This window comes from Curtobacterium sp. VKM Ac-2852 (assembly GCF_013205045.1).
In the GTDB taxonomy this organism is placed as follows: domain Bacteria; phylum Actinomycetota; class Actinomycetes; order Actinomycetales; family Microbacteriaceae; genus Curtobacterium; species Curtobacterium flaccumfaciens.
This window is the reverse complement of record NZ_JABMLI010000001.1, coordinates 1,160,180-1,186,066: the sequence shown is the minus strand read 5'-3', so window position 1 is coordinate 1,186,066 and position 25,887 is coordinate 1,160,180. Positions and strand designations below refer to the sequence as shown.

Genomic DNA, 25,887 nt, shown 5'->3' with positions numbered 1-25,887 from the left:
GCTCGATCGGTCTGACCCGGCCCGATCGGTCTGCGAGGATCGTGGCATGGCCCAGGTCGCGATCATCGTCAACGGCATGCCCGGTTCCGGCAAGAGCAGCATCGGCACGGCACTCGCCGAGGTGCTCGGCTGCCCCTCCTGTCGAAGGACCGCATCAAGGAGCCCCTCGCCGACGTCGTCGGCCCGATGATCGCCTCGCGGCCGCTCGGCGGCATCGCGATGGACACGATGTGGTCCATGGCGCGGGCCGTCGAGAACGGGGTCGTCCTCGACGCCGTCTGGCTGCCGTCGCGTGACCGGGACCTCCTGGAGGCCGGACTCGCGTCCGCCGGGTCGCCTCGCGCCGTCGAGGTGTGGTGCGACACGGACCGCGCCACCGCCGAGCAGCGGCTGCGCGACCGGTACGAACCGGGCACCGTGCCGGTGCGGCACGAGGTGCACGGGGACCTGGCCGACGTGCTGGCCTTCTGGGACGAGCACGGCGACGACGCCCGGCCCGTCGGGCTGCCCGGCGTCCCGGTGATCCGGGTCGACACGACGAAGCCCTACGACGTCGGGGCCCTGGTGCAGGAGATCGCGTCGCACTTCGTCTGACCGTCACACTCCGCGTGGTCGGGTGTCGTCTGCCCGGACACAGCGAAGGCCGCAGCCCCGTCGGGACTGCGGCCTTCGTCGTTCGCGTGGGTGCTACTTCTTGGCACCCTGGGCGGCCACGGCGGCGGCGCCGGCTGCGGCGGCCTCGGGGTCCAGGTAGTACGCGGGCTTCGTCGGCGTGAAGTCGTCGTCGAGCTCGTACACCAGCGGGATGCCCGTCGGGATGTTCAGGCCGGCGATGTCGTCGTCGGAGATGCCGTCGAGGTGCTTCACGAGCGCACGCAGCGAGTTGCCGTGGGCCGTCACCAGCACGGTCTTGCCGGCGGCGAGGTCCTTCGTGATGTCGGACTCCCAGTACGGCAGCAGACGGTCGATCACGAGCTTGAGCGACTCGGTGCGTGGCAGCTTGTCGCCGAGCTCGGCGTAGCGGCGGTCACCGAACTGCGACCACTCGGCGTCGTCGGCGATGGGGGGCGGCGGGACGTCGAACGAGCGGCGCCACTCCATGAACTGCTGCTCGCCGTACTCGGCCAGCGTCTGGGCCTTGTCCTTGCCCTGCAGGTCGCCGTAGTGGCGCTCGTTGAGGCGCCAGTCGCGCTTCACCGGCAGCCAGGCCAGGTCGGCCTGCAGCAGCGCGATGTCCGCCGTCTGGATCGCACGGGTCAGGAGCGAGGTGTACAGGACGTCGGGGACGATGCCGGACTCGGCGATGAGGTCGCCGGCGCGCTTCGCCTCCTTCTCGCCCAGCTCGCTGAGCCGGACGTCGACCCAACCGGTGAACAGGTTCTTCTGGTTCCAGTCACTGTTGCCGTGACGGAGCAGGACGAGCGTGGAGGTCATGCCTCCGAGTCTACCGAGCGGTACCGGCCCCGTACCCTTGACGCATGCCCATCGGGAACGTGACGCGCGGGACGACCGGGTACAACCGGCTCCGCCGCGTCGACCGGTGGATCGCGACCCTCCCGGTGCTGCGCCGGACGGACGACCCGCTCGTCGCCGACGTCGGCTACGGGGCATCGCCGACCACCACCCTCGAACTGCGCGACCGGCTGGCCGCCGTCCGACCCGACATCGAGGTGACGGGCATCGAGATCGAGCCCTCGCGGGTAGCGCTCGCAAACGCCGGGACCCGCGACGGCGTGACGTTCCGCCTGGGGGGCTTCGAGACGCCGACGCCCGGGCAGCGCCGGCCCGCCGTCATCCGGGCCTTCAACGTGCTGCGGCAGTACGACGAGTCCGCGGTGGTCGGGTCGTGGCGGATCATGCAGGACCGGCTGCAGCCCGGCGGTGCGCTCGTCGAGGGGACCTGCAACGAGGTCGGCCGGGTGGCCTCGTGGGTGACGCTCGACGACGTCGCGCCGCAGACGTTCACGGTGTCGCTCCGGCTCGCCGGGCTCGACGTGCCTTCGATCGTCGCCGAGCGCCTGCCGAAGGCGCTGATCCACCGCAACGTGCCCGGCGAACGGGTGCACGCCTTCCTGCGGGACCTCGACCTGTCGTGGGCGGTCGCCGCACCGCTCGGCACGTACGGGCCCCGGCAGCGGTGGATCGCCACCGTGCGCGGGATGCGTGACCGCGGCTGGCCGGTGCTGCACGGTGTGACGCGCTGGCGGCTCGGTGAGCTCAGCGTCCCGTGGTCGGCCGTCGAGCCCGCCTGACGCCAGCGCGCAGGCTAGGAGCGCTTGACGGCTCCGAGGCGGGGCAGGCGCGGGACGTTCGCCGTGGCACCGGCCTCGGGCGGGACGATGGTCTCCTGCGCCGCGGTCACCACGACGTCGTCGGCCTCGAGCCGCAGGGTCGCGGTGGGGTCGAGCGAGCGCTTCACCACGGCGAGTCCGATCGGACCGAGCTCGTGGTGGATCGCCGACGCCGACAGCCGGCCGACGGGCTTGTCGTCGAGCAGCACCGGCGTGCCGGGCGCCGGCAGCACGCCGTCGGACCCGTCGAGGTGCAGCAGCACGGCTCGTCGCGGCGGGTGCCCGAGGTTGTGGACCTTGGCGACGGTCTCCTGCCCGCGGTAGCAGCCCTTCGACAGGTGCACGGCGGAGCGCAGCCAGTCGAGCTCGTGCGGGATCGTCCGCTCGTCGACGTCGGACAGGGTCGGGCGCCACGCGGCGATCCGCAGCGCCTCGTACGCGAGCAGCCCCGCGACGGGCACGTCCGACGCGGCGATCGCGGTCGCGGTGCCGGGGGTGACCACGGCGATGCGGAGGGTCCAGTCGGAGCCGGGGTGGGCCTCCTGATCGGCGTAGCCCCACCCGCCCGGCGTGACGGCGCCCCACGGGTCGACCCACTCGGTGACGGGCGGTTCCGGCAGTTCGACGGACGCGAACGGGGCGTCCGCCCCGAACCAGCCGAGGGTGACGAAGTCGGCGGAGCGGTCGGCGACCTCGACCCGGAGCATGAAGCGCATCGAGTCGAGCCACCCGGCGAGCGGCGCAGCGTCAGCGCGCTCGGTGAGCAGCCAGGCCGTCGCACCGTCGTCGACGACGCGGGCCGCGTGCTCGACGCGTCCGGCCTGGTCGAGCACGAGCGTCTCGGTGCTGACGCCGGTCGGCAACCCGGTGAGCTGCTGCGAGGTGATCGAGTTGAGCCACGACAGCCGGTCCGGTCCGGTGACGGTGACGACACCGAGTCCGAGCTCGACGACGGCACGCCCCCGGGTCAGCAGGCGCTGCTCCCCGATCGGGTTGCCGAAGTGTGCGGCCACGGAGTCGGCGGCGACGAAGCCGTCACGCGCGGCGAACACCGACATCAGTCGACCTTCGCGAGCTGCCCCGAGGCGTGCGAGGTGAGTTCGCGACCGAGCGCGGCGATGTCCCACGCCCAGAAGAGCTTGCCCTCGACCAGTCCGTACAGGCGGGTCGCGGCGGAGTAGTCCTTCGCGTTCGGCGAGCGCAGCACGGCGTCGGTCGACAGGTCGATCCGGCCCTTCAGCACACGGCCGACGTAGAGCTCGTTGACGCCCGTCGGGTGGATGATCGCGGCCTCGACGTCGAAGCCGTCCGTGGTGTTGCGGAGCGCCTCGACGCTCTCGACCGTGCTGAAGGGCGTGGGCCCGTCGCCCAGGAGCATCGCGGGGCCGCGGTCGCCGGGCTCGGTGGGACGGTCGATCCGCCAGTAGCCCATCTCGGCGGCGAGCGGGGTGTGGTCGTCGTCGAGCAGCCAGGTGGTCGACGAGTAGTTCAGGTACGGCAGGCCGTCGTGGCTGAAGCTGACGCGCTGGCCGAACTCGTAGTTCCGGACCTCGTCGTCGTCACCGACCGGGTACTCGACCACACCGGTGCCCTCCCACACGCCGACCAGCCACGACAGCGGGACCAGTTCGGGGGCGAGGCCCTCGGGCAGCTCGATCAACGCTGGCCCTTGAACAGCTTCACGACGACGACCACCGAGATGAACGCGATCGCGAGCGACGCCAGGCCGAGGAGGCCGACGTAGAAGAGCTCGAGCGCAAGCAGCGAATCCATGCTCGGAGTCTACGCGGCTCGGCTCAACGCGCCAGGAGCACCACCGCGGTGACGAGGACCACGACGAACGCCCCGGACGACGCGATGCTGATCCGTTCGACCAGACCGTCCTTCGTGGCGGTGATGAGCTGCAACACGAAGCTGACCATCACGCAGGCGACGAAGACGAGCAGCAGCCAGGCGAAGGCGTCGCGCTCGGCCACGGTCAGCACGAGCACGGCCCCGACGACCGCCAGCACCCAGACCGGCAGGACGGACGTCAGCCGCAGGCGACGCTGGTCGGTGGGGTGCACGGGCTCGGTCACGCGCTCCATCATGTCAGGGACGTGCGGAACGCACGCACCGTGCGGTGCGGTGGTCGCGCCGTGCGATGCGATGCGTGCACCGTGGGGTGCGGTGCTCACACCGTGCGGTGCGGGACGACGCGCAATCCGTCCGGCCGGATGAGTCCTTCCCGAGCATCACTAGGATGTCTCCACGACGTCATCCACCTCCGGAGGTCCTGTGGCACAGCTCCTGGTACTCACCTCGACCGCGCCCGGAGACGTCCTGCCGAGCCTGGGCCTCCTGAGCCACCGGATCCGCCACGTGCCGGCCGAGGCCGCACAGCTGGTCAACGCCCCGCAGAGCGACCTGATGTTCGTGGACGCCCGCACCGACCTGGTCAGCGCGAAGGCCCTGTGCAAGATCCTCGCCTCGTCGGGATCGACCACGCCGATCGTGCTCGTCGTCACCGAGGGCGGGCTGACCGCCGTGAACAGCGACTGGAACGTCGACGACGTCGTGCTCGAGAGCGCCGGCCCGGCCGAGATCGACGCCCGCATCCGGCTGTCGGCCGGTCGTGCGGCGAAGGGCCAGACGAGCTCGAAGATCCAGGCGTCCGGTGTCGTCATCGACGAGGCCAGCTACTCCGCCAAGGTGCGCGGCCGGCCGCTCGACCTGACGTTCAAGGAGTTCGAGCTCCTGCGCTTCTTCGCCACCCACCCGTCACGCGTCTTCACCCGCGAGCAGTTGCTCAGCGAGGTCTGGGGCTACGACTACTTCGGTGGCACCCGCACGGTCGACGTGCACGTCCGACGACTGCGCGCCAAGCTCGGCGACCTCGAGTCGCTGATCGGCACCGTCCGCAACGTCGGGTACCGCTTCAACGTCTACGACGACGAGGCCGAGCGCCTGATGGGGCAGTAGTGCTGCCCGACCTCGGCTCCTTCGTCGCCCCCGGCGAGGCTCCCCCGTTCTCCGACCAGACCCTGGTCGACGTCCGCGCGGGGCGCGCGGCCGTCCTGACCGTCGACCGCGGGGTCGCGGTGGTCCGTGACGGCGAGCTGGAACTCGTCGTCGCCCAGGAGGCCCGTGGCCGGGGCATCGGCACGGCCCTGGTGTCGCAGGCACTCGCGCTGGGCGGCGGGGCCGCTCCCCGGCTCGCGTGGGCCCACGGGGACCACCCGGCAGCACGGGCGCTGGCCGACCGGTTCGGCTGGCGCGCGGTCCGCACGCTGCTGCAGCTCCGGGCACCCGTCGCCGAGTCCGATGTCGGCGTCGCCGCCGACGTCGAGCTGCCCGACGGTTACTCGCTGTCGGCGTTCCGCCCCGGCACCGACGACGAGACCGACTGGCTCGCGCTGAACGCCGCCGCCTTCGCCCACCACCCCGAGCAGGGTCGGATGACGCTCGACGACCTGCACGCACGCGAGGCCGACGACTGGTTCGCAGGCGAGGATCTGCTGCTGCTCCGCGACGCCTCCGGGCAGCTCGCCGGCTCGTGCTGGCTCAAGGTCGAGGACGGCATCGGCGAGTTCTACGCCGTCGCCGTGCGGCCCGACCTGCAGGGGCAGCGACTCGGCGGTGTGCTCATGCGTGCGGGCACCGCTCGGCTGCGCGGCCGTGGCCTGACCGCCGCCGCACTCTACGTCGAGGGGGACAACGAGCCGGCGCTGGCGCTGTACCGGCGCTCGGGGTTCACGCAGCACGCGATCGACGTGCAGTACGCGGCGCCGGAGCAGGCCGCCGGCCGGTAACATTGCGTGGTCGGCGAGGGGTCGGCCATCGGGGGGATCGGGGAACGCGTGGCGCAGGACCGTCAAGGGCAGTACGGCCAGGGCGAACCGCTCGGTGCGTCCTACCGACTGGTCGAACTGCTCGGGACCGGCGCCAGCGGAGAGGTCTGGCGGGTCGAGCACTCCGCGACCGGCGAGGCTTTCGCGGCCAAGCTCCTGCGTGCCGAACTCGCCGCCGACCCGCAGATCGTCGAGCGCTTCGTGCGCGAACGCTCGGTGCTCCTCGCCCTGCAGCACCCGTCCATCGTGCGCGTCCGCGACCTGGTCGTCGAGGGCGACCGGCTCGCGATCGTCATGGACCTGGTGCCGGGTGGGTCCGCCCGCGAGCTGCTCGCGTCGAACGGTCCGCTCCTCCCGCGGGACGCGCTGACGATCACCGCCGAGACCCTCGACGCACTCACCGCGGCGCACGAGCAGGACGTCACCCACCGTGACGTGAAGCCCGACAACGTCCTGCTCCAGACCGCGTGGGTCCCCGGTGCCACCGGTGCCGTCCGGGTCACCGACTTCGGGATCGCGTCGGTCGTGGCCGAACGCGAACGCACGACCACCGGGCTCCTCGGCACGCCGCAGTACATGGCACCCGAGTCGATCAGCCACGGACGCTCGGGTCCGGCCGCCGATGTCTACGGTGCCGGGGTCATGCTCTACGAGCTGCTGTCCGGTCGCACACCGTTCGCCGGACCGGGCACGGACTTCGCCGTGGCCTACCGTCACGTCACCTCGAACCCGCCCCCGCTCGACGTGCCCGACGCCCTGTGGGCCGCGGTGTCCGCCCTGCTCGCGAAGGACCCGAACGCCCGTCCGTCGGCGGCGGACGCGGCGGGGACCCTCCGTCGGCTTGCACGGTCCCTCGCCTCGGCACCCGCACTGGTCGCCTCCAGCGACCCGGACTCGTTCGACGAGGTCGAGCGTCCGGCGACCGTCGTCCGTGGGGTCCGTCCCGACGACGCGACGGGATCCCGGACCACCGCCACCGGGGACGACGCCGCGGTCGTCGGGCCGGCCCCGGAGCTCGGCCCCGCCGGGTCGCAGACCGTCATCCGGCCGATGGCGCGGCAGCCGCTGCCCGCCGCACCGGCCGCCGAGCCCGAACCGACGCGTCGGTTCGCCCGCCCCGAGTGGCTGACCGACCGTGCACTCCTGTTCGGCGGCATCGGCGTCGTGCTCGTCGCCGCGCTGGTCGTCGGCGGCGTCGTGTGGCTGCCAGGGGCCCTCCGGAAGACGCCGGGCGCCGGTACCGCGACCGCACAGGCCGCCAACGCCTACCAGCAGGACCGGCCACTGCCCACCGGGCTGGCGACCACACGGCGCGCCACCATCGACCCGGCGAAGGGCACTGTGGACCTGCGCGTCACGTACGCGGCGCAGGCGGCCACCCTCAGCGGACCGTTCCTCGAGGTGCTGCCCGGTGCCCGCTCGGGAGCCTCCTGCCCCGCGGTCACCTGGTCCGGCGAGGGCATCACCGCGAAGCGCAACCAGCCGTCACTGACCGGCGTGGACACCGCGTGCGCGTGGAGCCTGTCCGGCGTCGAGGTCCCCGCCGGCGGAGACGTCACCGTAGAGGCCTCGGTGCCACTCACTGTCAAGGACGGTGCAGCCCTGCAGACCTGGCTCGACGGCGTCGGCGAGGCGACGACCGCAGCCGTGACCGACGACGCCGTGCGCGGGACGGCCTACCCCGTCCAGCGGCTGCAGGGTGTCGAGGTCCGGACGCCCGACCGGACGGTCAGCCAGACGGCGCTGCCGGTGACCCTGGTGCCGGTCTGGCCGAACGGTGCCGACGAGCTCAACCCGCTGTACCGCAGTCCGAGCAGCGGGCGCCCGTCGCAGATGCTCGTCGACGTGGCCGGCGGGGAGTCCGGCGTACGGTTCGCCGACGGCTGCTCGGGCGCGTTGGCCGTGTCGTCCGACGGGCTCGTGGTCACCGCACTCTCCGTCGCCCCGTCGTGCACCGTCCGGGCGACGGTGGGGAACTTCACGAACCTCGAGAGCTCGCCCTTCGGGATCACGACGCGCGACTGAGCGCGTCTGCCACGCGCGTCCATCGCACGACTGAGCGCGACCAGCAGACTGACTGGAGGCCCGTGGCGGCGTCGCACGGGCCTCCAGTCCGTCAGTCGGTCGGGTCAGCTGCCTGCGGACGCGGTCTGTACCAGGCGGACGGCGCCGCCGGACGACGCGTAGCCGCGCCCCACGGTCAGCGCGACCGGTGCACGGCGCGGGAGCGTGACGCCGAGCAGCTCGCCGTCGTAGTCGACGTCCGGCTGCAGGAGCACGCCGCACCGCGACTTGCGGACGGCGCGGGTCCAGTGGCTGTAGAGCGACCGGAGGTCGGCGGACCGACCGGCGGCGACCACGCACAGACCGGGACGCTCCGTCGCAAGCAGGGTGGCGATCGCCTGGTCGCCGTCGTCGAAGCGTTCGGCGTCGTCGATGAGCAGCAGGACCGGACCGCGCTCGAGCCGCAGCCCGGCCAGCAGTGCGGGGACCTCGTCGGATCCGACGGCGATGCGGTCGAACGATCCCGAGGCGAGCGGTGACCGACGGTCACAGATCGCCCAGACGGCCGGGCGGACGCCCTCTGCAGCGCGTGCCAGTGCCGCCAGCGCCAGCAGGACGGTCGACTTGCCGGAGCGCGCCGGCCCCGCGACGAGCACGTGTTCGCCGTCGTACACCTCGAGCGTGGCCGGAGCGAGGTCGTCCTCGGCGATCCCGACCGGCAGCCGCCACGGCTCGCTGGAAAAGACCGCACCGGCACCGAGCTCGTCGACCAGGACGGCGTCGGGCAGCCGCCCGACCGCACTCGCCTTCGGAGCGGTGCCGGACCAGCGCTCCGCGAGGCGCTCGACCGCCTGCGCGAGCGGGACGTCGGGTGTCGCCACGTGTGACTGCAACCGCAGGACCGAGTCGATGAAGCGGCCCGGCACCGGTGGCGGGACGTCCTTGGGGCGGACGCCGATCGAGGCGTAGTCGTACGGGTCCGCGAGGCGGAACATCCACTTCTGGGTGGTCACTTCGTCCATCGCGGACGGCACGGCCTTGGCCCGTGTCGTCGACACGGCGAACGAGATGCCCAGCGCGGGCCCCTCGGCGTAGACGCGGTACAGGGCGTCGAGCAGCAGCTGGCCCTCGAAGTCCTGGTACTCGTCGCGCAGTGCCGCGAGACCGTCGATCAGCACGACGGCACGGCGGCCGCCCGGAGTGGCACGACGGCGCTCGAGCTCGACGCGCAGGTGGCGGAGGAACCGCGCCTGCAACTCCCCCGCGCCGGCACCGGAGCCGACGTAGGCCGTGGTGTGCGGCAGCCGGGCGAGCGGAGCCAGGTCGCCTGGACCCATGTCGAGCACCAGCAGGTCGAGGTCGTCCGGGCTCGTCGCGGCGGCGAGCTGCAGGGCGAGGGTGGCGAGCGCGGTGCTCGTCCCGCTGCCGGGGATGCCCATGAGCATGAGGTTGCCCTCGTCGAGGTCCCATCCTGTGGTGACCTGGCGCTGGTGGTCGGGGTCGTCCGCCAGGGCAACGGGCACCGTCCGCGACGTGTCAGCGGCGTCGGCTGCCCCCAGCGCACCCAGCTCGACGCGGTCGCCGAGTGCCTCGGGCCAGATCGGGCGCGGCGGAGCGTAGCCGGCGGCGGCGTTCGCCTGCCCGATCGACTCGATGAGCTGGTCGAGGTCGGTCACGTCGGACGCCGTCGGAGCCGGGGCGGGCATCGGCGCCGGAACGCCGAAGACGTCCGTCGGACGGACGGACACCGGCTGTTCGGCACGTTCGTCACGGGCTCGGCCGGTGACGAGGGCTGTCTGCACCGGGGTGATGTCGTCCTGGCCGAGCTTCACGTAGGCACGACCGGTCTGCTGGCGACCGATGCCGGCGGCCGCGGGGACGCCGATCACGTTCGTGGAGTCCTCGCGGCTCTGCACCCGCAGCGCGACACGCATGTTGGTGTTCGCCAGGATGTCCTCGCTCACCACGCCGGCCGGCCGCTGGGTGGCCAGGATCATGTGGACGCCGAGTGTGCGCCCGACCGCCGCGACGGCGACGAGCGAGGTCAGGACGTCGGGGAAGTCCTTCGCCAGCATCGCGAACTCGTCCACGACGAGGAGCAGGCGCGGCATCGGCTCGTCCGGCTTCGTCGCCAGGTAGGCGTCGAGGTTGTCGATGTCCGCCCCGGCCGCGGCGAACACCCGCTGCCGTCGCTCGAGCTCGGCCTCGAGCGCACGGATCGCCCGGTCGGCGAGCTGCTCGTCGAGGTTGCTGATCGTGCCGATGGTGTGCGGCAGCCGCTCGCAGGCGGCGAACGCGGCTCCGCCCTTGAAGTCGACGAGCAGGAAGTTCAGGCGCGTGGGGTCGTTCCGCGCGGCGAGCCCGGCGACGAGCGACCGCAGGAACTCGCTCTTGCCCGATCCCGTCGTGCCACCGACCAGGCCGTGTGGTCCGTCGCGGACGAGGTCGATCTCGAGGACGCCGCTCTCCGACGACCCGATCGGGGTCGAGAAGCCGGTGCGGGCGTCCCAGGCCGTGCGGATCGCATCGGCTGGGCTCGTGCCCGTCGGGGTTCGCGCGACCGTGTCGTCACCCGCGAGCAGCTCCGGCAGGCGGACGAGCGACGGCAACGACGCACCCGGCACCAGCAGTTCGGGATCGTCGAAGTGCGCCACGCTGCGGGCGCTCCGTTCGGCGGTCTCGGCGCTGAGGCCGGCGAGCACGACGTCCTCGACGCGGGTCCGGTCCTCCGGCCGGTAGACCGTCGCTGCGGCGTCGGCCCCGACCGTGATGATCGTCGTGCAGGCTGCGGGGAGCTGCTGCTCGTTGGTCGCGATGACGATCCCGCTCGCCCGTCGGGGCTGCTCGCCGGGACGGAGCGACTGTCCGGGCACGGTGCGCCCTTCGCCGAGCAGGTTCCGGGCGGGTGCGTCGCGGCCCTCGGTGAGCACTTCCGAGTCGACCACGACGAGCAGGTTCGGGGTCGGGAGTTCGTCGAGCGACTCCCGCAGCCCCCGGAGCATCGCGGCGCTCTGGTCGCGCTGCGCCGACATCCAGCGGGCACCGGTGCTGCTCCCCGCCACGCGCGCGTGCGGCAGCCAGGAGGCCCACCCCCAGTCGTCCGCGCGGCCGGCGTCGCAGAAGATGCCCACCGTCAGATCGGCGGGCCCGCAGTGCACGGTGGCCTGCGTGAGCAGACTGCGCGCCAGCGCGAGCGCGCCCTCGCGGTCGCCGACGATCCCGACGACGCCGGCGTCGGACAGGTCCGCCACGACCGGCGCAGCGGTGAGGCGACTGTCGGCGATGGCGGCTTTCGCCTCGTCCTCGAGCTTGGACGACGCCGCTCGCTGATCGAGTTCGGGGCGCCACGGTGCGTCACCGGTGCCGGCGTGCAGGCTCAGGAAGTCAGCGTCCTCGGAGCGTCGCTGCCACAGCAGGGTGGTGGGGAGCTCGGCCCGGCGGACGACGGTGGCCGGGTCGGGGACGAGTTCCTGCCGACGGGCCGCCTCGACCGCTGCGGCCTCGGCGATCTCACCCCGGAAGGACTCCACGGCCTCGGCGAAGCGGGTGTCCTCCTCCTTCAGGTTCTTCGCCCGACGGTGCTTCTGCTCGAACCACATGCCGATCGCGGTGACCGGCGACAGCAGCGCGAACAGGGCGAACCGGGCGTCGCCGAGCAGGAGGACCATCGCACCGGCGAGGACCAGAGGCGCTGCGACGGTGATCCAGCTGAACTTCGATGCCTGCGGGACCTCGCGCTTGGCCGGCGGGTCGACGGTCTCGGTCTCGGTGTTCCGCCCGGCTCGGGGCGGGCGGTTGAACGGCGCGGTCGCCGCGGGCGTCAGGTTGGCCAGGGAGCCCGCGGCCGGCACGGGGACCTCGTCCAGCGCTGGCCGGACCAGCAGCACGGCGCCGCCCACGATGACGCTCGTGGTCCCGGTGAGCAGGACTCCCTCGGCATCGATGCGCTCGCCCGCGATCACGGTGCCGTTCGTCGACCCGGCGTCACGCACCCGGACCCCGTCGTCCTCGCGCTCGATCGTGCAGTGCTCCCACGAAGCGCTCTCGGTGGGCAGCACGACGTCGGCTTGGGGCGCCCGGCCCACGACGAGCTTCCGGCTGCTCGGGACCGGTACGACGAGACCCGCGTCGAGTCCCCCGGCGAGGGTGACGCTCCACCCGTCGATCACCTGCGGCCGCTCCTGCGGTGCGCGGCCGATGCGGGACCCCTCGAGCAGGACGAGGTCGCGCAGCGGGGTCGCCGCACTGGTGCGGTGAGCGTCGACCGCGAGGGTCGTCTCGGCATCGAGTTCGACGCCGATCGCCGCCGAGATGAGCTCCCCCAGCGAGGACGCGCCGGACCACCCGTCGACCTCGACCGCTTCACGTCGGTCGTCGAGCTCGATCAGCAGGCGCATGCTCGCGGTGTCCTTCTCGGGTAGTGCGTGGGTGGGTCAGTGTGCGGTGGAGTCCTCGAACCACACCAGCGAGGTGGCCTGAGCCGCGTCGTCGCCGGATGCGTCTTCGGAGCCAGCAGCGGCGGCGTTGTCGGGTCGGAGTCCGAGTGGCTGTGCCGAGGCCGCCAAGACCGTCGCGGACGCACCGAGCGCCTGCTGCCGCGTGAAGTCGAGCGCCGGACCGGCGATGCCCGCCGCGGAGTCGAGGTCGAGCGCGGCGAGGGCATCGGTCACGTCGGAGGGCTCCGTGCTGCCGGCCTTGCCGACCGCGCGGACCAGGGCGACGACGGCATCGTGGCTGCGAGCGTCCGCTGCCACGGCCACCGCCGAGAACGGCCGGTCACCCGTCAGGTTCTGGGCGTCGGCATCGTCGGCGAGCACCCGGACCCCACCGAGGAACGCGGACATCGCCCGACCTTCGGCGTCCGAGGAGAGCGCCCGTGCGTCGTCGGTGGCCACCCCGACGGTGCGGAAGGAGCCGCTCAGGCTGCCGCCGGCATCGATGAGTGCGGCGCCGAAGGCCGGACTCGTCGCGTCCGGGGTGAGGACGACCGGCACGGTGACGTCTGCGGCCTGCAGTGCTGCCACCAGGGCACCCTGTCGTTGCGCGGACCCGCTGACGACGACAGCGTCCGAGTCCGGCGCGGCCTTCGGGTCGGCGTCCGAGGCCTCGGCGGTGCCCTCGTCTGCGTCGGTCGCACCGGTCCGCGAGGCGATGGTCGCGGCGAGCTCCGCAGTGTCGGCGGTGTCGTCCCCGTCGAGGACGTGCGTCACTCGGAGGTCTGCGGGCGCACCACCGCCGAGGTCCACCAGGAGCGGCGACTTCGCGTCGCCGAGCGCCGTCGTCATCGCGGCGCCGATCGACTCGGCGGTCGGCGCGGTCGACCACGAGTCCTTCTCGGCCGAGGCGTAGGGCACCACCACCGGGATGTGCTTCTCGGCCGCCGTCGTCAGCGCTCCGGAGACGTGCTTGCCGGACGACGCGACGACGATGCCCGCGACGCCGCTCTTCGCCAGGGACTCCACCGCGGTCTTCGCCCCCGCGGACGTCCCGCCGTCGTTCTTCGTGACGAGCGTGATGTCGGTCCCGCCGAGTGCCAGTCGTCGCTCGGCGACCAGGGCACCCTGTGCCGCCTCGTTCCACTCAGAGCCCTCGCCGTCGCCCAGGGTGACGACGACGCCGATCTTCGTGGTGTCGGGGACGTGCTTGACGGTGATCTCCACCGGCACGGTGGCCGAGACGGCCTCGGCCGGCGTGCTGCTGCCGATCGCCCGGAAGGTCAGGACGGCGGCGACCACCGCAGCGACCAGGAGCACCGCGATGGCGGCGATGACCAGCGGACGGCGATTGCGCGGACGTTCCGCCTCGGTGCCATCGGACTCGTCGATCGTCTGGTCGCTCATCGGTCCGCCCCGATCCGGAAGGTGTACAGCGTGGTCGAGGTCGCGCTGGCCGGCACCTTGAGCTGGAAGGCGGGCAGCGTCGTGGCGGCGTCGAGGGAGGCTCGGAACTGCTCCTGCTGGAGCAGGATCCCGGCGACGTCCTCGGCGCGGACGTTCGCGTAGCCCGCGGCGTTCTGCGATGCCAGGGCGAGCTGGTAGTCGGCGGAGTCGGACTTCGCCGCGCTCGTGGCCATCGCGCCGAGGATGCCGGATCCGTTGACCTTGCGGTCGCCCAGGTCGAGCATCACCCGGTTGAGGTCGCCGGTCAGCAGCGTGGAGGCTCCCTGCACGTCGCGCGTCGAGGCGCTCGTGCTCGCGGCGATCTGCTCGAGACTCGAGGCCGTCTGACGGTCGACGGCGGATGCCAGCTCGGAGCCTTCCTGCTCGAGCGTGCCCTTCTGCTCGTCGATCGTGCCCTTCGAGTCCTTCGTGACCTCGCCCGAGGTGGACCGGAGCCCGGCAATCGATTTGTCGAAGGCGTCGCGGACGGCCTGGTTGCTCGCGGACGCCGTGGTCGAGACCTTCCGCACCTGTGCGTCGATGGCCTTCTTGAAGGTCTCCGACGACTGGTCGGAGGCGTCCTTGAACGTCTTCTCGACCTCGGCAGCGAGGTCGATCTGCGTCTGGCGGACGGTCCCGAGCTGCGTCGCGATGACCGTCTGCGACCTGTCGGCGTCCGAAACCGCTGCGCGAAGTCGTTCGATCGTCGAACCCACGTCGTCGCTGCCACCACGGACGGCATCTCGGACAGCGCGGATGCTGTCGTCGAGCGCGGTCAGGTCAGTCCGCAGGCCGGCGATCGCGCTGCCGATGGACCCCTCAGCCGTCGCGTCGGCACTGGTCGAGTCGACGACTTCCTGCCAGCGCGCCGTCTGGTCGTCCAGTCGTTCGTCCATCGGGTCGGTGAACCCGAGGCCGGGCTGGAGCACGGTGCCCTCGGGCGCACCGGCGCAGGGCTCGGCCGTCAAGTAGCCGCGGAGGCGATCGGCGTCGGCCTGGTCGAGTTGTCCGAGCGTCGCGAGGGTGCAGAGCTGGTCCGCGACCGCCGAGTTCTGGCGCTGCATCGAGAGCGGGAACCCTGCGCCGTCGACCAGGTCACGTGCCGCCTCGGCACGGTCGTGCGTGGTCTGCACGGCCGTCGCCAGTGCGTCGATTCGCGTGCCGATCTGGTCCGCGCTCGCCGACAGCGCGCGCAGGGCGTCACCGGTGCCGCCGTCGCCACCGTTCTCGTACTCGTCGAGGGCATCGGAGATGCTGGTGAGCTGCGCGTCGAGGCCGGCAGCGCTCGCGATCGCGGCGTCCACCGTCTCGGGCTGCAGCCGCGCGGCGAGTGCCTGCCCGGTGCTCACCAGCCCGATCAGCGAACCGTTGATCGCGGTGGACGATTCGTAGAGCGTGCAGGTCAGCGAGTCTCGCGCGTCCGTCGCGGCGCAGGTCGTCGCGTCCGGGTCCTTCGGGCCGACGGCAGCGGTGAGCTGCGCACTCACCTGCTGCTTGCACGCCTCGCTCGCATCGGCGTAGCCGGTGAGCTGCGCCGAGACGCGGAGGAGGTTGCCGTAGACACTGCCTCCGGTGGACGGGGTCTTCGGCGTGGCCGCGCACCCGTTGCCGTCGAGCACCGTTGCCGGCGCGGTCGCGGACGTGTCGCCGAGCAGGCTGTCGAGGCTCGTGGTGGTCTGCTGGAGCTGCTGCAACACCGTCGACTGCGTGGCCTTGACCGTGCTGCCGAGGTCGCTGTTCAGGGAGCCGAGCTGTCCGGAGAGGGACTGCATCGTGCTGGCCAGGGAGGAGCTGCTCTCCTTGAGGCGCTCGGCCGTGCTGACGCCGAGGGTCTCCGACGTCGTCTCGAGGTTCGACCGGACTTCGGTGATGGTGCCACCGGCACGCGCCAACACCTCGTTCACCTGCGAGATCAGGTCGATCGTGCGGCGCTGGAGCGCGAGTTCGGAGTCAATGTCGGACCCGAATGCCGCGTTGACGACGCCCGTGGAGGACAGGTCCGTGGACAGCCCGGGCTGCGCGGCGACGTCGATGGTCGGCGCGGTGAAGTCCTCGACGTCGGCGACGAGGTGCAGCGTGCTGCTCGCACCGGAGGTCGGCGGAGCGAGCAACCGGCCCCACTGGACGACCGCGTCGCCGTCCTCGTTGGTGCTCACGACACCGTCGGTCGACGAGCCGGAGTCGGCCGAGTCCGTGACGACGCGGTCGGCGGCGGTCCCCGTCAGCACGGTCGACGCCGCGATGCTGAAGGGCGCGCCCACGAGTGCCGGGGTCGAACGCGACGTGCCGGCGACGTCGTAGGTCAGGTTCTTCGACGTGACCGTCAGGTTCTCGATCGTCAGGTCGATCGATACTCGACCCGAGTACCCGTCGAGGTCGGCCAGGTCCGTGCCGGTCTTCTTCTTGGTCGAGTACTGCGTCGTGATGCGCAGTGGCAGGTCACTCGCCGCCTTCGCGGGGTCGTGCTCGGTCGTCGCGGACGAGGAGTCCTTGCCTGCGACGGAGATCGCGGTGTCCGAGATCGACGTGATCGAGCCGTCCGCGGCGAGGCGCGTGTCGACGGTCTGCAGGACCCTCGAAGGGTCGGCAACAGGCTTGTCGTCGGAGGTGCAGCCGGCGAGCACCAGCGCAGCGATCCCCGTGACGGCGACCGTCCCCGCGATCCGTCGTCCGGTCCGTCGTGCTCCGGTGTTCCCGGCACGCTGGTTCATCACGGTCTTCCCCCCAAGAGAATCGTCGAGCACATCGATGCTAGTTGCTGAACGGCGTCAGGTCCGGGCTGGCCTCCCCCGGAGCCACCCCCGTTCGGGCCACAGCTCGCTACTGAAATCCAACATAGAGCATCCGTGAGGGTGCTCGGACCTGTCCACAGGGCACTGATACTCTGCCCGCATGATCCAGGGGGACCAGGGCATCACACCCTTTGAACGTCGGCGCACGAACGCACGAACAGGGGCGGGCCGGTGAACATCAACCTGTCGCCGGTGCTCATCGCGCTGATCGCCATGATCGCCATCCCGGCCGCCGTCAGCGCGCTCGTCCGTCAGAACGACCGGAAGCGGCCACCGTCCATCGTCGTGGGCGACGAGGCGCACGGCGTGCTCTTCACCGTCCGTGCTCGCCGGTTCAGCTACCTGCTGCTCCGGATCATCGGGATCGTCGTCCTCGTCGTCGGCGGGTTCTTCTTCCTTGTCACACTCAGCCTGCTCGACGACCCCGACGCGATCGGGATGCTCATCGCCGGTGTCGGCATGGTGCTGTTCGGGCTCCTGTTCGTCTACCTCGGCGTCGGGCAGAAGCGCCGTCGCGTCGAGGCGTACGACTCGCAGCTGGTCGTGACGCCGATGTTCCGTGCCGCGCGGACCGTCGACCCGGCGGCGATCAAGCGCATCCGGCCCACCACCAACCGGTTCGGTGGCCTCGACATCAAGGTGAACGGCCAGCGCGGCGTGATCAGCGTCCTGTCGATCGACGCCGCCTACCCCGAGCTCTGTGCGTGGCTCGAACAGCGGGCGCCCGCGCAGTGGGGTGAGTTCGTCGGGGCCTTCGGGCGCTGAGCGGCGCGCTGCTGCTGCACTTGGCCGACGGACCTACCGTGTTCGCACGGGCTCGAAGCTCTTCACGTACACGGCCTGGCGGATCGTGTTCAGGAATGCCAGCATCGTGAAGGAACCCTCGCCGACGTCGAACCGGTAGCGCTCCCTCTCGGCCAGCTCAGCCTCTTGTCACGATCCGCAACCCAGACAGCACAAGCGCCCCGCAGTCGGACGTCTCGAACACGACCTGCGACGTCGACGAGCCGATGGCCGTCAGGGAGTGAAGCGAGCCCGCAGTGCTGTGCGCGGAGCTGACGGTGCGAGTCGTTCAGTCCTGGATCACTCGACTGCAGCCCCAGTGTCCGTCGTGCGGTGCGGGGCAATGTCGCGTCGCACCGCTTCGGAAAAGGCCAGCACCAGCGCCCCCAGCTCGCTCTCGTAGGGCCAGGTGTCGGCAACAAGGCGGGCGGCGCCCTGTATCCCGCTGCGGTACGCCGGATGACCGGGCGCCTGCTCGAATGCGGCAATGAGGGCAGATCGTACGGCGGCTATCTGCACAGCCGACGCGGCGTCCTCGACGGCGTGATCGTCGAGTTGCTTGAGCAATTCCGACAAGGTCATGTTCTGCCGTGCCCCTTCAGCGCTGGAACAGCGAGTCCATCACGGGAATGTGCGCGTCGCCCGAAGCAGCGCTGAGAGTGACCGCTGGAAAGCTTCGGTCGCAGGGACATCGCCCGCGCCGTCAGGCGTGACCACGAACATGTCGCCCATGCCCCCTGCCCCCGTGTTCGACGCGGAGTAGATCCTTCGGTAGATCCGCCGCCGAGCAAGCCACGCCTCCTCGACGCGGAGCGCCTCGGCCTGGCGGAGGTAAAAGCCCTCCGCCTCACGAGCCCCCATCCGGCAGAGGAATCCGGCCACCTCGTTGCACAGCACGACGACCTCGTCCCGTGTGCTCCTTCGTCTCAACATCACCGCTCCGGCTCACTCGTCGTTTGGGCTGTCCCGCGATCCACGCAGGGGCGCCTCCGGGGCGGCCACTGCGGTGTAGCTGTAGATCTCCGGCGCTACCTTCAGGATCTTGAGCCCGGCACGCAGCCGGAACGAGCCCGCACCGACCGTGAATCGGTAGCGCTCGCCTGGTTCCACCGCGGACGCTATCCGCTGCATGCTGGACCGATCGACGCCTTCCAGGTAGAGGAGATTCCCGCAATTCGTGTGGAAGGTGACCTGGGGTTGTGCACCGCCGGCTCCCTTCGCGGACCGGGAAGACGACATGTTCGCCTCTGCCGAATCGACCCGACACACGACGTTCATGCGGTGCCCATCGTCGTACCGCCCGAGAATCGACGGGCCGAAACCGAACGTGGCCACCGGGAGCCCGATGATCAAGAACAACAGTCCGACGGCCTGCAACCGCTCAAGAAAGACACGTGCAGGGCTCTTATGAGCAGGACGAAACGTGCCATCAGAAGCAGCACTCACCAGTAAATGATCGCCTCCAGCCGCCTTCTTCGCCAACCGGACATTCGGTGTCTCCACGTGCCATGGATCCCCGCATCGCGTCCGCTCCGCTGGGAAGTCCGGGGTCGAGGTGGATAGTAGAAAAAGCGAGGTTACTGGCTTCGGTCGATAGCTCATCTTCCACACAAACCTGTTCGAAATCCCGTAGAGGCTAGCAGCTAGGTGCTTCACTGAACTCTTTCGCCCCTACTTGCGGACTTGGCTATAGCCGTAAACCGTCGGAGCTACTTTGACAAACTTGAGACCCTTCCGCAGATTGAACGAGCCAGCACCAACTTCGAACCGATACGGCGCGTTCGATTCAACCGAGCCGGCTATTCGTTTCATACTCGATCGATCGACCCCGTCTGCGTAGATGAGATTCCCGCAGTCTGTATGGAAGGTCACCTGCGGTCGCGAGCCTCCCGCGCCTTTCGCAGACCGTGAAGACGCAATGTTTGCTTCGGCGGAATCAACTTTGCAGGTTACTTTGATTCGATGAGAATCATCGTATCGCCCGAGCCAGGTCGGTCCGACCGTTAATGCCAGGAGAGGAATCACGATGACGCCTAGCACGATTGCTACTGCAATCACTCGATTCCCCCAGACGGGTGCCCTGCTTTTCCTCTTTCGGAGCAGCTTCGACGCAACCCGATCGTCTTCGGTGGACTTCACCAGCCGACCCTGGCCTCTGTGCGCGGCTGGGACCCGCACATCGGCTCTTCAGCGCCGCCTATGGCCCCGCTCAGTAAGGTCCTGCCGAAATCATCGCCTTGCACGTCCGGCCACCGCCATCGAGGGCACGGACCGCCGAGGACCGAGTACGGCGTCGCTGCGAAAGCATGATCACCAGCGAGCACGAGGGGCAAGGCGATTCCGAGTGCACCGATCGTCGCCGCAGCCATGAGGACGCCGCGATGCTGCTCGACGCCACCCGCGTGCGCGGGCCCAACCCCTAGAGACCATGCGTGAACGTCGAGACCGCGTCGCACGCTACTCCTGGGTTGCCTTGAAGTCGCGCACATCAGGTGCGACCTTGACCAGCTGAAGAACCGAGCGCAACCGGTAGGTCCCCTCTCCAACTATGAATCGGTAGCGCTGCCCCGCCTTGAGTTCGTCGGCCACCCGATCGACATTGTCCTTGTTGATACCTGAGTCGATCAGCAACCGCCCACAGCCTTTTGTCTCGATGACAACTTGACTGCCCGAACTCCCGACGCCCTTCAAGGAACGACTCGAAGTACTCCCCGCTTTTGCGGATTCAACAGTGCAAGTGACGGACATTGGGTGAGAATCGTCGTACACGCCCAAAGCGATCGGCGCTACGAAGAATGCCAAGATCGGGAAGACAACGACGAGGAAGAGCAAGAGCACGGCGATGGTGCGGTTCCGAAATACACGCCGCCGGGCGACGTCGGTCCCAAGCCGGGTCTCCGTATTCGGCACGGTTACGCTCTCTTTCTCTCGTCGCCCGCCACTCATGGCGCACGATGTGAAGTGACGGTAGGACCCCGCGCCCCTGCAAGGAACCCTGTTCCAAAGGTCTGGACAAGGTTTGCGCGACTCTGATCCCCGCCCGGGCGGACCAGCTCATTTGCCACGGCACCAAAGCCGCCTGCACTGTGGTTCACCGCACCACCGATCAAAGCGGTCGCTGATGGAGAACTGAGGTCCAAGTTCTTGACGATCTTAGCTCCGAGCGCCCCGGATCCCAGGCTGAAGCCCGCCCCCAGACCGAAGCCGGACGCCGCAGACGCCGCGTAACCGCCGGCAGTGTGCGAGACGTCTTCGTCGAACATGTACCCGCCGACGTTCTGCGTGGCACCTGACACTCCTGACGAGATCGCCGAGCGAGTAGTCGATGTCAAGGCCTGCGTGCCGATCCGCTGGAGCACTGGAGCACCTGCGCGAGCAGCCGCCGTCCCGAGTTTCGAGAGACCCAGCGCGCTTCCCCCTCCGGCAGCTCCCGACACACCACCAACGAGAGTGTCCAGGCCGACCTTTCCCCAATCGACCTTGCCGTTCTCCCCCCTGTTTTCCTTGATCGATAGCCCCCCGGCCAAAGCAGCTCCGCCGCCTGCCATCACGGCAATCGCGACTACCGGGCCGATCGGTGTGCACATCGCGAGGACTGTCGCTGCGACGCCGAGGCCGATGGCGATGTTCGAGATCAGCTCCGAGTGCTCGTCAGCCCAGTCACGCACGTTGGCGATTGCACCCTGATTCGCATCCCGGTACGCCTGCAAGTCCTTGTCAGTCGCCGGCCGCAACCCGAGCGGGTCGACGGCCTGCAACGGATCGTTGCCCGCGTACGAGTACGGGTTCCCCGACCACGCGGCACCCAGGATCGGCGCGAGCGGATCAACCGACAGGAAGCCCCGCGCCGCAGGGTCGTACACACGGGCCCCGAGCCACTCCAGCCCTGCGACGGACACCCCACCCGAGCCGGTCAGGGACACCCCCGCGGGCAGCCCGACGTCGGTGACGGCAGCGAGCGCAGCCCACGGGTCCGCAGCATCGGTCGCGCGAGCACTGCGCCAGGCGGGCGGCGTCACGGCATCGCCGATCGCGGTGACACCCCCCGGCAGGTCGAGCAGCGACGTGTCGGCGATGCTGATGAGCGACGGCACGACCGCGGCGGAGTCCCACCACGTGGCGACCCCACCCACCTCGGCGAGCTCACCGAGCGCGTCGACCCAGACGTCGAGCCGACCGGTCTCGGCGTACGAAGCGTCGCGGTCGACGACGGCAGCGAGGTACCCCAGGTCGGACCACGCGTACTCGGTCGTCGAACCGTCGGCGGCGGTCCGCCGGATGCGGCGGCCGAGACCGTCGTGGACGTACTCGATGCGGCCGGACTCGGCGGTCGTCGCGACCAGCTGTCCGGCAGCGTCGTACTCGTGACGCGTCTCGACACCGCCGACGGACTCGGCGACGAGTCGCCCACCATCGTCGTAGGCCCACGTCGAGTCCCCGGCGCGCACGAGCTGCCCGGCGGCGTCGTACTCGTACGACACCGCCCCGGACGGTCCGTCGACCGCGGTGATCCGCGCGTCGGCATCGCGCTCGATCCGCGTGCTGGTGGCACCGTCGAGCGTGGTCGAGGTGTGCGCGACGAGGGCGCCTCCCTCGTACGACCACGACTGCACCAGGTCGCCCGTGGCCGCCTGGACGATACGACCCGAGGCGTCGTAGGAGAACGCGCCGGCAGCGGTGCCGTCACGGTCCACCCCGACGACACGGCCGACGGCATCGCGACGGTAGGTGGTGCGGGTGCCGTTCGGGTCGACCCGAGCAGTGCGGTTGCCGTCGGCGTCGTACTCCCACGCGACGGACTGGTCGCCTCGGGCTCGGCGGACGAGCAGGCCGCGGCGGTCGTGCTGGAGCTCGTGCTCGATCGTCCGGCCTGCACCACGGGTGTGGTCCGACACGACGACAATTCGGTGGACGGCGTCGCGGGTGATCTCCGACTGCACCGCACCGTCGACGAGCACGGCCTGCTGGCGGCCGGCTGCGTCGTACGTCCACTCGGTGGTGCGGCCGTCGGGATCCGTCTGCCGGATCTGGCGCCCGGCCGGGTCGTAGGCCGCCGTGGTCGTCCGTCCGAGCGGATCGGTGACGGCGACCACGTGGTCGGCGGCGTCGTACTCTCGTCGAGTGGTCCCGCCGGCAGGGTCGGTGATCGTCACCAGGCGCCCGCGCTCGTCGTACTCGAACGAGGTGACCCCGTCGAGACCGTTGACGACCTGGATCAGCTGCCCGGCGGCGTCGTAGCGGAACCGACGACGGCCGAAGCGTGCGTCGTGGCTGGAGACGAGCCTCCCGGCCTGGTCGTAGCGGAACCGCGCGGTGCCGGAACCCGGAGTCGTCTGCGTGACCACGCGCCCGACTGCGTCGTACGTGATCTCCTCGACCTCGCCGGTGGGCAGGGTCCGGGCCACGACACGGGAGTCCGCGTCGTAGGTGAGCGTCGTCCGCGCCCCCGCGGCGTCGGTGGCTGCGGCGGGACGCCCGCAGGCGTCGTACTCGTACGTGGACCGCGCGCCCGAGGGGGCGACCAACGCGACGACGCGGCCGGCGAGGTCGCGCTCGAGTCGGGTCAGTCCGCCTTCGCCGTCGACGAGTTCGACGGGGCGACCGGCGGAGTCGTAGGTGATGAGTTCGGAACCGGTCTCGTCAGACGTGGACTCGACGGGTCGGCCGTACTCGTCGAACCGAACGGTCGCGGTGTCGAAGGCGTCGCGCAGCGTCGCGACACCGGTCGCGACGTCGTCCGTGAACTCCTGGCGGACACCCGTCGGGTCGACGGTCGCCGTCAGCTCGCCGACGACGTCGTACTCACGACGCCAGGTCGCGCCGGCGGGGTCGGTGACGGCCTGGAGGCGCGACAAGGCGTCGTGCGCGAACGTCCAGACCGCGCCGCCCGGCAACGCGAGCTCCGCCAGGTTCCCCTGGTCGTCGAACGTCCGTGAGACCCGCCGACCCAGTGGGTCGGTCGTGGTCGCGAGTTCGCCGTTCGGAGCGTAGTCGAGCGTCGTCCGTGCTCCGAGCGGGTCCGTGATCGCAGCGATCCGTGCTCCGGCGGCGTACTCGAAACGCCAGACGGCTCCGTCGGCGTCACGCCGTTCGACGAGGAGCCCGGCGGCGTCGTAGCGGTACTCGCTCCGTGCGCCGGAGGGGCTGATCGCGGCGACCGGGTGACCGGCGGCGTCGCGCTCGATCCGAGCGGTGTCGCCGACGGCGTTGGTGGTCGAGACGAGCTCACCGAACGCGTCGTAGGAGAGCGTCAGGACCACGCCGGTCGGGTCGACGACATGGGTGAGGGAGCCGTCCTGCCAGGTCAGCTCCGTCCGGCCGCCGACCGGGTCGACGATGACCGACGGGTCGCGGTCGTCGCCCACGTACTCGTAGCTCACGACGGCACCGGCCTCGGTGACGACCGTCGTCACGCGGTCCTGGTCGTCGTACCCGTAGGTCAGGTCGCCGCCGGACGGCGTGACGGTCCGGGTCTTCCGGCCGCGGTCGTCGTACGCGTGGACGGTCACCGACCCGTCGCGCTCGGTCGCCGACAGCAGGTTGCCGTGCCGGTCGTAGCTCATGGACTGGCGTCGGTCGTCGGAGTCGATGACCCCGACGAGTCGTCCCTTGGCGTCGGCGATGTAGGAGTTCGACCGCGAGCCGTCGTGGTCGGACACCACCGTGACGCGGCCGGGCAGGTACGCGAAGCGCACGGAGCGGCCGTGCGGGCTGATCTGTTCGACCACGCGGCGCTGGTCGTCGTAGGTGTTGTCGACCTCGACGACACCGGCCGCACTCGTGACCGTCGTGATGAGGTCGTCGTCGTTCCAGCCGTAGGTCCGGGTGCCGACGGCGTCGGTCACCGAGACGAGTCGGCCGCGATCGTCGTACCCGTACTCGACCCGACGACCGTCGGAGGCGCGGAGCACCGCCACCCGGCCGTCGACGTGGTCGATGTCGATCGAGCGACCGCGCTCGTGCAGCAGGCGCACGACGACGTCGTCGGCATCCCGCTCGACGCGGACCGCGGTGCCGGCTCCACCGCGCTGCCCGAGCCACAGCCCGGACGGCGAGAAGTCGATGCGCTCGCCCTGGTTGTCGCGGACGACGAGCCGGTCACCCTCGGCCGCGAGCCAGCGGTTCTCGCCGACACCGCGCGCCCACCCCTCGCCGTCGCGCGGGAATCGGACCTGACGACCGTCGGCGCCGACGAACGACGCGCCTTCGTCGTCGAGGAGCAGGCGGGTCTCGAGGATCGACGCCCACCCCGGACCGAAGAGGCCGACGTGCTGATCGAGGGAGTTGTACATGCGGGTCACCTGCAGCGCCGCAGATGCACCGGTGAACGCCAGGTCGAGCTCCGGCTCGAGGAAGTTGCCCGTCGTGGTGTTCACCGGGTCCATCGAGAAGCCGGTGGTGGGCTGGGCGCCGTAGGCCGATGGTGGATCGAACTGCAGGTCGGTGCGGGACTGCGAGACCCCGGCGGCAGCCAGGGCTGCGGCGAGCGCGGCGTCCGAGACGGTGGACACGGCGCCCTCGCCGCCAGCGGCCGCGAATGCATCGGCGATCGTGTTCGCCCACGTGACGTCCTGGTCGTTGGCAGCAAGCCACTTGTCGAACGCCGACACGAGCCCGTCGGCGTTGATCGTTCCCCACGAGCACTTCGTCGCGAAGTCGTCGAGCTTGCCGCGGAGCCCCGCGGGCTTCCCGGTGAGGTCGCTGTTGAGCGAGGTCGATCCGGCGGCGAAGGAACGCAGGTCCTCCGGCTTGGCGGACGAGGTCCCGCCACCACCACTCCCACCCGCGCCCGGGTTCGGGGTCTGGCGCGTGGTCGACTTGGCACTCGCGGGCGCGAAGGTCGGAGGGTCTTCGTGCTCGACCTTGGGCGGCTCCGGTGCGCCGGCGACCTTGTCGTGCATCCACTCGAAGAAGTTCCGGTCACCGTACTCGGTGTACCAGTCGCGGGCTTTCTTGCGCCGGGCGTTCTCGCGCTCGGCGGCCGCCTTCATCTGGTCGACCCAGCCCGCGACGGTGCGCAGGTTCGTGGCGATGTCCTCGGCGTCGCTCTTCGCGGTACCGGCGTTCTGCGCGAAGAGCTCCGAGAAGTGCCCGCGGAACTCCTGGGACGCGGTGTTGACGTAGGACTGCCGCGAGCCGGCCTGGCCCTCGATCGACTCGGCCGCGCCGTTCAGCGCCGTGCTGAGTGCATCGGCCGTGCCGTTGTCGAACTTGACTGGCTCATTGCCGTGCAGGTCAACCATGGTTCATCCCCCGAAGTCGTGCTGATCGTGCTGGTGAAGCGGCCCCACCGACCGCGAACGCCCGG

Annotated in this window: 19 protein-coding genes; 7 read left to right on the top strand and 12 right to left on the bottom strand. The window is 70.6% G+C overall.

Translation table 11 applies throughout. The features are described from left to right. Nucleotides 1–46: 46 nt before the first annotated feature. Both HQQ79_RS05830 and HQQ79_RS05825 read left to right on the top strand, forming a co-directional pair. The gene (locus tag HQQ79_RS05830) at nucleotides 47–190 is read left to right on the top strand and encodes a hypothetical protein (protein WP_173032901.1); all 144 of its coding nucleotides are present in this window, start codon (nucleotides 47–49) and stop codon (nucleotides 188–190) included. After that, the gene (locus HQQ79_RS05825) at nucleotides 187–594 is read left to right on the top strand and encodes a hypothetical protein (protein ID WP_152376904.1); all 408 of its coding nucleotides are present in this window, start codon (nucleotides 187–189) and stop codon (nucleotides 592–594) included. Before HQQ79_RS05830 ends, HQQ79_RS05825 begins: the two co-directional genes overlap by 4 nt. A 93-nt stretch (nucleotides 595–687) precedes the next feature. On the opposite strand, the gene HQQ79_RS05820 is transcribed toward HQQ79_RS05825, so the two are convergent. Next, nucleotides 688–1,434 (bottom strand): phosphoglyceromutase, encoded by a 747-nt coding sequence (locus HQQ79_RS05820; RefSeq protein WP_173032899.1) that lies wholly within the window; start codon nucleotides 1,432–1,434, stop codon nucleotides 688–690. Between the two features lie 44 nt (nucleotides 1,435–1,478). On the opposite strand from HQQ79_RS05820, the gene HQQ79_RS05815 reads away from it, so the two are divergent. Then, nucleotides 1,479–2,252: a class I SAM-dependent methyltransferase gene (locus HQQ79_RS05815; RefSeq protein WP_173032897.1), complete on the top strand. Its 774-nt coding sequence runs from the start codon at nucleotides 1,479–1,481 to the stop codon at nucleotides 2,250–2,252. A gap of 14 nt (nucleotides 2,253–2,266) precedes the next feature. Here the strand turns inward: HQQ79_RS05815 and HQQ79_RS05810 are convergent, their stop codons facing one another. The 3 genes from HQQ79_RS05810 to HQQ79_RS05800 form a co-directional block, all read right to left on the bottom strand. Beyond that, nucleotides 2,267–3,349 carry a folate-binding protein YgfZ gene (locus HQQ79_RS05810; RefSeq protein WP_173032895.1) on the bottom strand — a complete coding sequence of 361 codons (1,083 nt, stop codon included), beginning with the start codon at nucleotides 3,347–3,349 and terminating at the stop codon, nucleotides 2,267–2,269. Further along, the gene (locus HQQ79_RS05805) at nucleotides 3,349–3,951 is read right to left on the bottom strand and encodes an FABP family protein (RefSeq protein WP_027466617.1); all 603 of its coding nucleotides are present in this window, start codon (nucleotides 3,949–3,951) and stop codon (nucleotides 3,349–3,351) included. The genes HQQ79_RS05810 and HQQ79_RS05805 overlap by 1 nt, the downstream gene beginning before the upstream one ends. 136 nt (nucleotides 3,952–4,087) lie before the next feature. After that, the gene (locus tag HQQ79_RS05800; protein WP_128780538.1) at nucleotides 4,088–4,369 is read right to left on the bottom strand and encodes a hypothetical protein; all 282 of its coding nucleotides are present in this window, start codon (nucleotides 4,367–4,369) and stop codon (nucleotides 4,088–4,090) included. Nucleotides 4,370–4,568: 199 nt separating this feature from the next. On the opposite strand from HQQ79_RS05800, the gene HQQ79_RS05795 reads away from it, so the two are divergent. Genes HQQ79_RS05795 through HQQ79_RS05785 form a run of 3 tightly spaced genes read left to right on the top strand, consistent with a single transcriptional unit; the run spans nucleotide 4,569 to nucleotide 8,146 of the window. After that, nucleotides 4,569–5,252, top strand: a complete 684-nt coding sequence (locus HQQ79_RS05795) for a response regulator transcription factor (protein WP_017888078.1) — start codon at nucleotides 4,569–4,571, stop codon at nucleotides 5,250–5,252. Then, on the top strand, nucleotides 5,252–6,082 hold the full coding sequence (mshD, locus tag HQQ79_RS05790; RefSeq protein ID WP_173032893.1) for a mycothiol synthase: 831 nt from the start codon (nucleotides 5,252–5,254) through the stop codon (nucleotides 6,080–6,082). Before HQQ79_RS05795 ends, mshD begins: the two co-directional genes overlap by 1 nt. Before the next feature lie 48 nt (nucleotides 6,083–6,130). Next, nucleotides 6,131–8,146, top strand: a complete 2,016-nt coding sequence (locus tag HQQ79_RS05785) for a serine/threonine-protein kinase (protein WP_173032891.1) — start codon at nucleotides 6,131–6,133, stop codon at nucleotides 8,144–8,146. A 104-nt stretch (nucleotides 8,147–8,250) separates the two neighbouring features. On the opposite strand, the gene HQQ79_RS05780 is transcribed toward HQQ79_RS05785, so the two are convergent. The 3 genes from HQQ79_RS05780 to HQQ79_RS05770 are packed head-to-tail and all read right to left on the bottom strand — an operon-like array spanning nucleotide 8,251 to nucleotide 16,715. Beyond that, nucleotides 8,251–12,522, bottom strand: a complete 4,272-nt coding sequence (locus HQQ79_RS05780) for an FtsK/SpoIIIE domain-containing protein (RefSeq protein WP_173032889.1) — start codon at nucleotides 12,520–12,522, stop codon at nucleotides 8,251–8,253. A gap of 36 nt (nucleotides 12,523–12,558) precedes the next feature. Continuing rightward, the gene (locus tag HQQ79_RS05775) at nucleotides 12,559–13,965 is read right to left on the bottom strand and encodes a hypothetical protein (RefSeq protein ID WP_173032887.1); all 1,407 of its coding nucleotides are present in this window, start codon (nucleotides 13,963–13,965) and stop codon (nucleotides 12,559–12,561) included. Then, entirely contained in the window at nucleotides 13,962–16,715 is a 2,754-nt protein-coding gene (locus HQQ79_RS05770) for a hypothetical protein (RefSeq protein WP_173032885.1), read from the bottom strand. Before HQQ79_RS05770 ends, HQQ79_RS05775 begins: the two co-directional genes overlap by 4 nt. A 252-nt stretch (nucleotides 16,716–16,967) precedes the next feature. Here HQQ79_RS05770 and HQQ79_RS05765 point away from each other — a divergent pair, with 252 nt between their 5' ends. Further along, on the top strand, nucleotides 16,968–17,561 hold the full coding sequence (locus HQQ79_RS05765; RefSeq protein ID WP_173032883.1) for a hypothetical protein: 594 nt from the start codon (nucleotides 16,968–16,970) through the stop codon (nucleotides 17,559–17,561). Between the two features lie 318 nt (nucleotides 17,562–17,879). Here the strand turns inward: HQQ79_RS05765 and HQQ79_RS05760 are convergent, their stop codons facing one another. The 5 genes from HQQ79_RS05760 to HQQ79_RS05745 all read right to left on the bottom strand — a co-directional run bounded on the left by HQQ79_RS05760 (nucleotide 17,880) and on the right by HQQ79_RS05745 (nucleotide 25,822). Further along, nucleotides 17,880–18,161, bottom strand: a complete 282-nt coding sequence (locus tag HQQ79_RS05760) for a hypothetical protein (RefSeq protein WP_138801974.1) — start codon at nucleotides 18,159–18,161, stop codon at nucleotides 17,880–17,882. Nucleotides 18,162–18,200: 39 nt separating this feature from the next. Next, the gene (locus HQQ79_RS18385) at nucleotides 18,201–18,476 is read right to left on the bottom strand and encodes a hypothetical protein (RefSeq protein ID WP_216852174.1); all 276 of its coding nucleotides are present in this window, start codon (nucleotides 18,474–18,476) and stop codon (nucleotides 18,201–18,203) included. A gap of 48 nt (nucleotides 18,477–18,524) precedes the next feature. Further along, complete coding sequence (locus HQQ79_RS05755) at nucleotides 18,525–19,082, bottom strand: hypothetical protein (protein ID WP_173032881.1); 558 nt, start codon at nucleotides 19,080–19,082, stop codon at nucleotides 18,525–18,527. A 954-nt stretch (nucleotides 19,083–20,036) separates the two neighbouring features. Further along, nucleotides 20,037–20,417 carry a hypothetical protein gene (locus tag HQQ79_RS05750; RefSeq protein WP_139179603.1) on the bottom strand — a complete coding sequence of 127 codons (381 nt, stop codon included), beginning with the start codon at nucleotides 20,415–20,417 and terminating at the stop codon, nucleotides 20,037–20,039. Between the two features lie 104 nt (nucleotides 20,418–20,521). Continuing rightward, a complete protein-coding gene (locus tag HQQ79_RS05745; protein WP_173032873.1) occupies nucleotides 20,522–25,822 on the bottom strand; it encodes a DUF6531 domain-containing protein in 5,301 nt (1,766 codons plus the stop codon). Between the last annotated feature and the right edge of the window lie 65 nt (nucleotides 25,823–25,887).